The organism is Facklamia sp. HMSC062C11, assembly GCF_001810675.1.
Lineage (GTDB): Bacteria > Bacillota > Bacilli > Lactobacillales > Aerococcaceae > Facklamia > Facklamia hominis.
In genome coordinates, this window is record NZ_KV802374.1 from 36,209 (window position 1) to 48,683 (window position 12,475).

Genomic DNA, 12,475 nt, shown 5'->3' on the forward strand with positions numbered 1-12,475 from the left:
CTGGTGGTTTCCCACACTCTTAATAATACGTTTATTACTAAGAAGTGTCAAATACTTATGCTTGTATTAAAAAAAATATAATTAAAAAAATCGCATGCCCTAAAGCATGCGATTAATCATTCAACTAGATATCCAACAGCGTCTGTTCATCTACTTCATCGGATAAAAGTTCATTTTCTTTACTATTAGAAGTCCCACTCATATTAAAATGTTGACGAACTAACCCTTCAATCTCATCTTTCAAATTAGGATTATCTAATAAATATTGTTTGGCATTCTCACGCCCCTGACCAATCCGTTCTTCATGATAGGAGTACCATGAACCTGCCTTGTTAATAATATCCAGGTCAGCCGCCATATCTACCAATTCACCAACTTGTGAGATTCCTTGACCATAGATGATATCCACTAGGGCCTCCTTGAAAGGTGGGGCCATTTTATTTTTAACAATTTTTATCCGTGTGCGGTTACCGTAAGCATCTCCATTTTGTTTTAAAGTTTCTTGTCGCCGTACTTCCATTCGAATGGAAGAATAGAACTTTAGAGCGCGACCGCCAGGTGTCACTTCTGGGTTACCAAACATAACACCGACTTTTTCTCGAATTTGATTGATGAAAAAAGCAATCGTTTTGGTTTTATTAATCGATCCCGATAATTTTCGCATAGCTTGTGACATTAAACGTGCTTGCAAACCAATATGAGAGTCTCCCATTTCTCCTTCAATCTCAGCTCTTGGAACTAATGCTGCAACTGAATCGACGACCACGATATCAATGGCACCAGACGATACTAATGCATCGGCAATCTCTAATCCTTGCTCACCCGTGTCCGGTTGTGATAATAAAAGATTATCTACATCAACACCTAATTGTGCAGCATATGTTGGATCTAAGGCATGCTCTGCATCAATAAAAGCAGCCAGGCCACCATTTTTTTGCACCGAAGCAATCGCATGAAGGGCTACAGTTGTTTTACCTGAAGATTCCGGACCATAACATTCAATGATTCGTCCTCTTGGGTAGCCACCAATACCTAAGGCCACATCTAAGGCCAAGGAGCCAGAAGGTATCGTTTCGACTTTAACATCGGCTTGTTCACCCAAGCGCATAATAGCCCCTTTACCAAAATTTTTTTCAATATTTTTTAAGGCCTGATCTAAGGCTTTTTGACGATTTGCATCTACCATATTCTTCCTCCACTTCTCTGTCTAAGTATATTTTACCATTTATTAAAATTATTTCAATCAGTTTAAGAACATTTGTTCGATAATATTTTTTGAGCTAATAAGAGTAAGGCCTGTCGACAGGCTCTTATCCGAACTTGATTTCTATCATTAAAATTAAATTGGTACTTATAAGATTCAACTTCATGCCCCTTTTGGGCAATCCCAATAAAAACCTGACCGGCAGGGTGTCCCATGTCTCCCCCCGGACCTGCTACACCTGTCAAAGATAGTCCAAAATCTGACTGTGTTTTTGTTTGAATTGCTCGAGCCATTGCTTTAGCACAAGCATGACTATAGACATGATCGCCTATGGTCAATTGATTATCAATACCTAGCAGTACATCTTTCATGATACTTTGATAGACAACCATCCCCCCTTTTAACACTTGACTGGCTCCAGATACCATGGATAGCCGACTAGATACTAAGCCTGCCGTGATACTTTCTGCCGTTGAAATAGTTTGACGCCTTTGACTCAACCGTCTAACAAGCCACTCCTCCAGAGAAAAATTGATTCCAGAAGCAAGATAATTTTGAGGGAACAATTGGCTCATTTGATCGATAAAGTTTGTTGTATTAATCGAATCAAAGAGTATAAGCTGCATAATTCCCTCATCTTCCATAATCAAGTATTTTTTTACTTTAAAGGACTTCATCTGAGAAAGAATTATTTCTTGAAAGGATGACTTATTATCCATTAGAAAATTTAAACACTTCATCTGAGATGAAGCATTCCAAGTCATAAAATCTTGTAAAATAGCCCTGATCGATTCATTAAATAACTGATCCTCTACGTTAGAAACATTTGGCAATAAATAAATACTCTTAAGAGAATCTGAATTCTTTTCTCCATTAAATAGCCTAATTACTTGCTTCTGTTCATTTACAAAAGCGATTGAAAAATGTTCTAGAAAATAATGATTCTGAAGAATATCGAAAATTAAAGAACGATCAATTAAGATTTCCGACCCAATTATAAGCATTAAATCATATTCAGTAGATAATAATGACAGTTTCTCCCCAAGGATTTGCGGATTATCTTTAATGGATTGGTAGGAAGATTCAATTCCATATGCAGATATTGCTTCTATGGTTTTAACCTCTTGCCGAACGGATATTTTTTCCTTATCAGACTCAGCGGATAACTTAATGACTATTGCCTTCATATAACCTCCTAATATTAGATATTCTATCTCGTTACAATTGCGCTATTTTATTAAACCCCATGCTTTTACTCATGATTTGATTGTTATACCTTAACGGATTCTGGAAAATTCAATTTATGAGTAATAATAGGAAGAATTAATATTTTATGTTTAAAAAGGCCATGACCCATGGTCATAGCCTGTTCTTTACTGAATGGTATTGGAAAAGACTGAACGACCTTTCCAAAAATAATCGATCCCAGAATAAATTGTAAATATTAAGCACAAGTAGATAAGGAGTTTTGCCATTGAAAATGGTAAAAAGTGAAAGCCCAAGTCATGCCAAAGGTAAAATAAAATAGCAAACATTTGAGTAAATGTCTTCACCTTTCCAGGCCATGCCGCAGCTAAAACACGCCCATTTTGTTGAGCTAAAAGAACACGTAAACCTGTTACCAATAGCTCACGACTGACAATAATGATACAAATCCATGCAGATAAGTCACCTCTAGCCACTAACAATACTAAGGCTGCTATAACGAGCAGCTTATCTGCCATCGGATCAAAAAATATGCCAAATTGAGTAATTAAATGATATTTACGAGCGAGATATCCATCAAGATAATCCGTAAAAGAAGCGATAGCAAAAAGTAAACCAGCTATAAAATCAATACAGGGTAGTGTCTGATTCCATAATGTAATCTCTCCTAAGTCAATATTCAGGGTTAGTAAGAGAACAAAAACTGGAATACATCCCATTCGAAATAATGTTAGACGATTCGCAATATTCATCCTAACGACTCCTTCTATTGGCTGGATCGTAAACTGCTGGTCCTTGGAATCCGGTTGTTGAACTTGGTTCACTATTTTCAGTTGAAGTTAGCTCAACCGCATTCTCTTGTGAACTATCCTGATGATCTGATGAATCAGCTTGATCATTAGCGATAAATTTGATCGAATATGGAACGCTAGGGTCTACTTCAACCGTTTGACCATTTACAGCAAAGCTTCCTCCTTGGGGATATCCAATCTCTAGACGAATCTCTTTTACAGGCTTATCAACCACGTAATCAAAACTTTCTCCTTGATTAACCGTTCGATCCTCAACCATTTGACCATCTTCATAGATGCCTAACCATACAAAGCCAGCTGCTTTTAAAGTGAATGTATAGTCTTTCCAGTCACCTTCTAGTTTATAAGTCTTTTCTTCCCCAGGATTTGAAACCAGACTAATCACCGCTTGACCAACTCGCATTTGATTTTCTGCTAAACTACCTGCTGAAGAATCTTCTTCTTTCGTTGATTCATCCTCTTTCGTCGACTCTGGGTGTGAGTCGGGCTCTACCGGTTGAACAACACTGGTTTCAGTTTTAGTCATGGAATCCGTATCCGAATCCTTTTTCGATAGATCCCGAATTGCTAAAGCTAGGATAATAATAATTAAGATAATAATAAAAGTTAAGATAAATAAAGGGATATAAGACAAAATCATCTCTAATTGACTACGATCATTCAAAGAATGTCTAGCCTTCACACGACTTGGAAGTCGATCTTGATCTTGATCATCTAGAGAGCTTGAGACTGGTTTACTCGTTACATCAAGTTCAGATTCGTAATCTTTTAGTAATTGGTCTCCATCTAAGCCTACCATATCTGCATACTGCTTAACAAAAGCTCTGATATAAAAATTACCAGGAATTTCATCATAACGACCTTCTTCCAAAGCTTGAAGGTATTTTTTTTGAATTTTAGTCATCTGCTGAAGTGTATTCAGCGTATATCCTTTATTCACTCGTGCTTCTCTAAGTCGAGTTCCTAATTCGCTCATCACCATTACTCCCTTTTTTACATGATCAAGAATATTATAGCATAGCTTCTATGGATCATCTAATAGATTATTGCTTTATTTAAGCATTGATATCTTTATTTTCAATGAGATCTTTTATCAATGAATACATATACTTTTCAGCATCAAATGGCTGTAAGTCAGCTGCTTGCTCCCCTAAACCAATAAATTTTACTGGAATGTCTAACTCATAACGAATTGATAAAATGACCCCTCCCTTTGCTGTACCATCTAATTTGGTTAGCACAAGGCCCGTAATTTCTGTCGCGTCATTAAATTGCTTAGCTTGGGTTAATGCATTTTGGCCCGTTGTTGCATCTAAAACTAATAAGACCTCTTGAACGCCGTTTGGATTTTCACGTTCAATGATTCGTTTCATTTTGGCTAATTCATTCATTAGATTTGCCTTCGAATGAAGTCGACCAGCAGTATCAACCAATAAATAATCGTAATGTTCCTGATTAGCTAATTTTACTGCATCAAAGACTACAGAAGCAGGATCACTTTTTTCTTGACCAGTAACAACTGGAATCCCTAATCGTTCCGCCCACACAGTTAATTGCTCCGTAGCCCCTGCCCTAAAAGTATCACCCGCAGCTAATAAGACCTTTTTCCCTGAATTCTTTAGTTGATAGGCAATTTTCCCAACAGAAGTGGTCTTTCCAACACCATTAACACCGACGAATAAAATGACACTTGGCCCATCTGAATTTTCTGCTAATGCAACTGAATCGTTACCTTCTTTTTCATAGATGGCCACCATTTCTTCAAGCATGACCCGCTTAACATCTTCAATCTTATAAACATTTTGATCTTCTACTGCTTGACGAATTGCATCACTTAAAGCCAAAGTCATATCAAAACCTACATCTGCACTGATTAGGCACTCTTCTAATTCATCATAAAAAGAATCATCAATCTCGCGCCAACCAGTAAATAATTGACTAATCTTTTCACCAAATGACTGACGCGTATTCTCTAAGCCTTTATCATATTTTTCTAAAACTAATTTTTCTTCTTGGTCAGGTATTTGATTTTTTATCACCTTGTCTTCACCAGTAAATGCTCGTTTAATTCGATCTAATAATCCCATAATGGCCTCCAATCTTTAAATAAAATGATCCAATGCATAAGCTACACCAGCTTGATTATTGGACTTTGTAACAAAATCAGCAATCTCTTTCAACCGATCGTCTGCATTTTCCATTGCCACGCCGATTCCGGCTACTTGAAGTAGATCCATATCATTTAATTGATCCCCCAAAGCAAGAACCTCTTTCATTGAGATGGATAAATAATCCCCTAATCGTTTCAGCGTCTGTGATTTTGACGTTTCTTTTGCCATCACTTCTAATTGAAAAGGATGCGATAAACAAATGGAATAATCATCCCATAAGTATCTAGGAATTTTGGCCATTTGTTGCTTTAAAAAACTCGCTTCAGCTGTCACTACAAATTTTAAGAAGGTCTGATCTTCAGTGAAATCATCAAAGTTTTTCTTTTCAAATGGCGCGTTAGGAAAGGCCTTCTTATACAAATTGGGACGGCCAGGAATGATTTTTGGCGATTCATAAATAGTATCTAACGTGAGTGCGTTGAGCGGCATATCAAGCTCATCCATTAGCTGTTTGAAAAATTTTAAATCCAACAGTGAAAGATGTTTTTGATAGATCAATTTCTTTTGATCCAAGCGATATAACACTGCGCCATTATAAATAATCAAATAATCTTCCGAGACGACAGGACCTAATAAGTCAATAATTGGCTTAGCGGTAAATAAAGGACGTCCCGTACAGATAACCACTTTTATTCCCAATGATTTTACTCGTTGGATGGCTTTTATATTTTCAAGATCCACGCCTTTTTCATCATTTAAAAGTGTCCCATCTAAATCTATTGCCACTAATTTTATCATACGATATAATCCATTCCTTTTCAAAAGACGCGATCATCCAATCTAATGCTTCTAATTATATCATAGAAACTTTTAAAAAGGCGCGCTATTTCTAGCACGCCCTTAAATTTATTGTTCTTATTAAGCATTGAATTGTGCTAATTTAACTGAGGCCAATTTGGAAATCCCGGTCTCCTGCATAGTTACTCCATATAAACTATCTGCATACTCCATAGTCCCTTTACGATGGGTTATCACAATAAACTGTGTTCGATGGGCAAAATTCTGTATATATTGTCCATAACGATACACATTCGCATCATCTAAGGCTGCCTCAACCTCATCCAAAACAACAAAGGGGACAGTTTTTGTCTGTAAAATGGCAAAAAGCAGCGCAATCGCAGTTAAAGCACGTTCTCCCCCTGAAAGTAATGCTAAATTCTGTTTCTTTTTACCAGGAGGTTGCGCCACAATATCAATTCCAGTTACTAGTAGATCCTTGGGATCAGTTAACACTAAATAAGCTCTGCCGCCTCCAAATAAAGCGACAAAAGTTTGCTTGAATTGATGGTTAATTGCTTCAAAGGCTATCTTAAAACGACTCTCAACTTCTTGATCCATCTCATCCATCGTTGCTTGCAATTGATCCATCGCTTTCAAAAGATCAGTTTCTTGAACTTTCATGGAATCATATCGATCCTGCAATCCTTGATAATCTTGAAGTGCTTGAAGATTTACAGGCCCTAATTGTTCAATTTCCCGCCTTAAACGCTTCACCAAATCCTTAGTCTGTCTAACGTTATCAATCGGTTTGGATTGAGCCTTAGCTGCTTCAAAGGAAATTTGATAAGCTTCACTTAAATACGTTAACTGTTGATCCATCGATCGATCATACTGATCAATACTAGCTTGAAGATGTGCTTCTTCTTGATACAACTTCTGAAGCCTTGCTTCAAGGTCTTTTTCATTTTCACGATCTGATTGCAATTCTCCATTAAGCGACTTACGCTGAACTTTCAAGTTTTCAATAGCATCTTTAGCTTGAACCAAAGTCTGTTCCTCTCTCTGGATAAGCTGACTAAGGGTTTGTATTTTTTGATGTAGTTGATTAATTTGTTCTTGACTCGATCGATTGCTCTCTTGATTTTCTTCGAGTTGATTAGCTAACTTCTCAATCGAATGTTTCAGCCCTTCCAATTGTTTATTTTCTTGCACCAACTGCATATTCTTAACGGCCAATTCTGTCTTCACAGTATTCGATTGATTTAAAAGAGAATCTAGCTTTTCCTGTTTTTGACCTTGATCCGTTTGCCAATTTTTTAAAGCTTGATTTCCTGCATCAATCTTTGCCTTTAGTTGGTCTAAGGTCTGTAAATTAGCCTTGTATTGTTCTTTTTCGCGTTCAAATTCAGTTTTAGCCATTTCAAAGTCATCTTTTTTGATGGCTAATTGTAAGTCTTTTTGTTCTTTTTGATTAGTTATCTGTTCCTGTTGGCTGCGTAAACTTTCTAATTCTGATAAAAGATCTTGTATTTTTTTCTCACTTTGTTCACGCCTATGCATATTCTCTTGTTGCTTTTGCCGATAGTTTGTGATCAGTTCTTTAACATCTTTCAATTGTAACCGATCCTGTTTCAAAGCTTCTTCAAGTTGAGCTAATTGGCTTTGTCGGCTTAATACAGAACTTCGTTTATGATGATTCTTACCACCAGTCACTGCCCCTCCTGGAAGGATTAAATCCCCCTTTAAACTGACAATTTTCGCTTGTTGATTAACTGCTTTTGCTAAAGATTGTGCAGATTCTAAATCATTAACGACGATGCATGTACCTAAAAGCTGCTCAACTATTTCGCGATTTTCTCTTGAGCTACTTACCAAATCACTGGCTAATCCGATAAATCCCTCATTCTGCTGAGCTTTATTTAATTGATAGTCAGCTATTTTACGGCCTTTAATATTGTTTCGAGGTAAAAAAGTTGCTCGTCCCGCTTGATTCTTTCGTAACAACTGAATCGCTGAGCGAGCAGCATAATCATCCGTAACAATGATATTCTGTAAACTCGCCCCCAACGCAGTATCAATGGCCTCTTGATAAATTGGCTCAACCTGGATGGCATCCGCTACTGTCCCTTCGATACCTTGAAGCTGTTCGCGATGTTGCATGACAAAACGTACACCTTGATGGTAACCAGCGTAATCTTCTTGCATTTGAAGCAAAGATTGATATTTTGCATTTGACATTTGATAGCTTTCTTGCAACTTGTAGAAAAATTGTTCCTTATTATTCAAATCTTGTGATAATTCTTGAAGCACCAAATCACATTTACTCAAGTCTTTTTTTATTAGAATATGATCCTGTTGTACCATCTTCATTTTCGCATCTAATTGATTTGACACATCATCCCATTCTTTAAAAAGATTGAGAACTTGCTCCTGTGCCTCTTCAATATTATGCTTTTTCTGTAAGAAACGTTGTTGAATTTGATCGAATTGATTCACTTGATTTTTATAATGACTTTCCTGACGATAATAATCAAATAGATCGGATTGAATATCTTCCTCATTTTTTGATTCGGTCTCTTTTATCGCTTGAATCTGACTTTTTAGATCAGTCAATTGCAACTCAAGCGATTGAATATCAAGTGTCAATTGATCTACTTTCTCTTTCTGTACCACACTTGCCTGTTGACTATCCGTCAATTGATTGCTTAAAGCTTCTTTTTGCTCGCTTTGATCATCTTGATTTAGCTTAGCATAGCGGAGGTCTTGCTGTAAGATTTGTAACTTCCCTTTTCTTTGTTCCAATAATTTCGCTTGGTCCTGAATCGTAAGACTTTTCTCATCAATTGTTTCAATTAAACGATCTAACTGATTTTGATTGGACATTAAAATTTGATCTGTTTTTTGTTTTTGATCTACCAAACTTTGTAATTGTTCATGGCAAATGTTTAATTCCTTTTGTCCTTGTTCCCAAGCTTCTTTATTTTTTCCAATTTCAAAAGTATATAAGGATAATTCTTGATTTTTCAATAATTGAGATTTTTCTTGATAAATTAAAGCTGTATCATACTGTAATTTGAGAGGTTCCAATTGACTATTCAATTCATGGAGAATATCTCGTAATCTCGACAAATGATCTCTAGACCTTACTAACTTTCTTTCCGCTTCAGCTTTTCGAACCTGATATCGTTGCACACCAGCCGCTTCCTCAAAAATTCCTCGTCTTTCCTCCGGCTTACTAAGAAAAATAGATTCGACTTTCCCCTGAGAAATCATGGCGAAGGAATTCCGCCCAATTCCAGTATCTAATAGCAAGTCCGTGATATCTTTCAAACGAACTGGTTGCTTATTAATAAAATAAAGGCTATCCCCATTTCGGTGATATTGACGGCAGATGGCAACTTCATTCTGGTCATAATCGAGATAACGGTCTTCATTATTCAAAACCAAAGTTACACTGGCATAATTAACAGCCTTTTTGGCTTGAGATCCATTAAAAATCACATCTTCCATTCTACTTCCGCGAAGACTCTTAGCTGATTGCTCCCCTAGAACCCAACGAATCGCTTCGGATAAATTTGATTTACCAGAACCATTTGGCCCTACAATCGCTGTCATTCCCTGATCAAATTCAATGCTTGTCTTGTTAGCAAAAGATTTGAAGCCTGACATTTCAATTCTTGATAAATACACCTAATTATCTTTCCCTTCAAGATAAACTTTAATCCCCTCTTTAGCAGCAAGCATTTCAGCTTCCTTTTTTGAATAGCCACTCGCCTTAGCAATTGTTTTACCCTCTAATGAGAGACTAACCGTAAATAGTTGATGATGAGCTGGACCTGATTTTTCAAGGAGTTGGTATTCAATTTTAACACTACCTTTTTCTTGAACCAATTCTTGAAACTGCGTCTTATAATCTTGCTTTGCACTTTTTAAAAATTGTTGGTGTTTAGATAAAAAAAGTTGATTCAAAAATGCTTGGCAAATATCCATTCCCTGATCAAGATATAAAGCACCTAAGAAAGCTTCAAAACAATCCGATAATAATGAATCCCTTTGATTAGAATGACTGGCCAATTCTCCCTTTCCTAAGCGTAAATAATCCTCAAAATGCATACAACGTGCTAAATGAGCCAGACTATCTTCACGAACAAGCTGAGCTCGCATACGAGATAATGTCCCTTCAGGCTCATTGGGATAAGTATTAAACAAAAAATCAGAAACTAATATTTCTAAGACTGCATCACCTAAGAATTCTAGACGTTCATTGGAGCCAATGGCAATTAACCGTCTATTTTCATTGACATAGGAAGTATGATAAAAAGCCTGCTGGCATAAATCTTTATTATTAAATTTAATATGAAATTGATCTTTTAAAAAAGCATGTAAAGATTGCATAGTGACCTCATCTTCTTTCTTTTACTGAAGTTATTCTACCAAATTTCCTGCTCTTGCACAAAAATATATGCAAAAAAAGTGACTGGTTGCCCAGTCACTTTTTAATAGAACCTATTCAGTTATTGGTTTATCTGCTGTTACATAAATATCTGACCATTCTAAGTGAGAACCAATTTGGATATCCCAGTTAGAGACACGATTATTTACTGCTTTAAGATTTGATTGCCAGAAAGTAGGAATGATTGGTAACTCTTCATGCATCAGTGCTTGCCAATCATTGAAGGCTTGTTTTCTAAATTCTTCGTCAAAGGAATCAGATGAGTTAATGCGACCTAAGATCTCATTATGTTCATCTGTTTCCCAACGAGGGAAGTTAAACATAGATTCTGGACCATACAATCCAGTTGGGTTAGGGTCTCCTCCCATTCCCCAAGCTCCACCGTATACATTAACGGCTGGATCATCTTCACCTTTGGATCCAACACGTTCGTAGAAGGAGTTAAATTCATGAAGCTTACCATCTAATAATTCAATATCAATTCCGACTGCTTGCCAAGATTGAATATAGTATTGTGCAATAGCTTCTTGAACAGAGTTTCCTGACATGGCTGCATACGATAGCTTGAATTTTTCACCCTTTGGATCTTCAACGAAACCATCGCCATCGGTATCTTTAAATCCTGCATCGGCTAATGTTTGCTTAGCTGCTTCTGGATTAAATTCATAAGCTTTAGCTTCTGGATTCAAATATTCTGTAAAGTTTGGTGTAATAGGTGCTTTAGCGACCTGTTGAATGCCGTGATAGAAATTATCGGAAACTGCTTGTAAGTCAATCGCTTGAGCCATTGCCTGACGTAAGGCTTTTTGGCTAGTTACTAAATCAGGATCATAAGCTACTTTCCCATTTTCTTTATCCCAAGTACCCATCTTGAAGCCAATGTAGCTATAAGAGTTAGTAATAGCTCCTAAGACTGTAAAGTTTTTAGCATCTTGGAATTGTTCATAATCAGACGAAGAAACACTAGCGACATCAATGTTGCCTGCTTTTAATTCTGCAACAACAGATGATGGGTTGACTACCTTCAAGATCACCTTATCAACACCTGGACGATCTTTATAATAATATTCATTGACCGTATAAGTTACAGATTCACCAGGTTGAATGGACTCAATCTTAAATGGACCGAATCCAATCGGTTTAACCCGAACTTGTTCAGAATCTTCTAAGTCTTTTACTGGAATATCTTCTAGGTAGTGTTTTGGTTCGATATATGAAGAAACGCCGCCACCCGCTTGAGTCATTGAGTTAGGAAACTCTTTATAATGAACCACTAAAGTATAGTCGTCAACTTTTTCAAGACCTGAAATTTCATCGGCTTCACCATTATGGTATTCTTCCATACCTTCAATATTCTCATAATCTGAACCATAACGAATTCCAGTATAGTCTGGGTGTCCAATCACATAATATGGGAAAATGACATCCTCAATTGTAATCGGCTCGCCATCTTCCCATTTTTCACCTTCCGGAATGGTAATGGTTGCTGTCTTTGCATCTTTATCCAACTCAACCTTACCAAAGCCAGATTCATCGAAATGGAAGTTCTCGTCATAGCCAAATAATCCTGGATTAAAGTAATTAATAACTTCTGAGTCAGGTTGACCTGAATAGAGCATATTGTTTAAAACACCCGCAAATGGTGTATCAGAAGTTAAAGCAACATTTAATGTAGCTCCTTCAACCTTTTCACCTTCATTTGTCACACTTGGTGAAAAATCAAGATTTTCAGCTTCTTCTGCCGCAACTAAGCCTGTAACTGCTGATAAGACTGTAGCTGATAACGTTACTGTTGTTAACAAGCTTGTAAATAATTTTTTAAATGATTTCTTCATTTGCAACCCTCCAAATTAGTGATTGATTGTATTATAACTAAAGTATTAAAAATAGGCAAGTCTGTTTTAATATT

Annotated in this window: 9 protein-coding genes; all 9 read right to left on the minus strand. The window is 36.7% G+C overall.

What is annotated here, in order from left to right; all coding sequences use genetic code 11:
- Nucleotides 1–124: 124 nt before the first annotated feature.
- Complete coding sequence (gene recA, locus HMPREF2758_RS00305; protein WP_006907492.1) at nucleotides 125–1,186, minus strand: recombinase RecA; 1,062 nt, start codon at nucleotides 1,184–1,186, stop codon at nucleotides 125–127.
- 62 nt (nucleotides 1,187–1,248) lie between these two features.
- Entirely contained in the window at nucleotides 1,249–2,391 is a 1,143-nt protein-coding gene (locus tag HMPREF2758_RS00310; protein ID WP_070608450.1) for a CinA family protein, read from the minus strand.
- A 186-nt stretch (nucleotides 2,392–2,577) separates the two neighbouring features.
- The gene (gene pgsA, locus HMPREF2758_RS00315) at nucleotides 2,578–3,162 is read right to left on the minus strand and encodes a CDP-diacylglycerol--glycerol-3-phosphate 3-phosphatidyltransferase (RefSeq protein ID WP_016647698.1); all 585 of its coding nucleotides are present in this window, start codon (nucleotides 3,160–3,162) and stop codon (nucleotides 2,578–2,580) included.
- 1 nt (nucleotide 3,163) lies between these two features.
- A complete protein-coding gene (locus HMPREF2758_RS00320) occupies nucleotides 3,164–4,198 on the minus strand; it encodes a helix-turn-helix domain-containing protein (RefSeq protein ID WP_016647697.1) in 1,035 nt (344 codons plus the stop codon).
- A gap of 79 nt (nucleotides 4,199–4,277) precedes the next feature.
- Nucleotides 4,278–5,309: a signal recognition particle-docking protein FtsY gene (ftsY, locus tag HMPREF2758_RS00325; RefSeq protein WP_016647696.1), complete on the minus strand. Its 1,032-nt coding sequence runs from the start codon at nucleotides 5,307–5,309 to the stop codon at nucleotides 4,278–4,280.
- Nucleotides 5,310–5,324: 15 nt separating this feature from the next.
- Nucleotides 5,325–6,131 carry a Cof-type HAD-IIB family hydrolase gene (locus HMPREF2758_RS00330; RefSeq protein WP_016647695.1) on the minus strand — a complete coding sequence of 269 codons (807 nt, stop codon included), beginning with the start codon at nucleotides 6,129–6,131 and terminating at the stop codon, nucleotides 5,325–5,327.
- A gap of 120 nt (nucleotides 6,132–6,251) precedes the next feature.
- Nucleotides 6,252–9,803, minus strand: a complete 3,552-nt coding sequence (gene smc, locus HMPREF2758_RS00335) for a chromosome segregation protein SMC (RefSeq protein WP_016647694.1) — start codon at nucleotides 9,801–9,803, stop codon at nucleotides 6,252–6,254.
- Complete coding sequence (gene rnc, locus HMPREF2758_RS00340) at nucleotides 9,804–10,508, minus strand: ribonuclease III (protein ID WP_016647693.1); 705 nt, start codon at nucleotides 10,506–10,508, stop codon at nucleotides 9,804–9,806.
- Nucleotides 10,509–10,619: 111 nt separating this feature from the next.
- Nucleotides 10,620–12,401, minus strand: coding sequence for an oligopeptide ABC transporter substrate-binding protein (locus HMPREF2758_RS00345; RefSeq protein WP_070608452.1), 1,782 nt, complete (start codon nucleotides 12,399–12,401; stop codon nucleotides 10,620–10,622).
- Nucleotides 12,402–12,475: the final 74 nt, after the last annotated feature.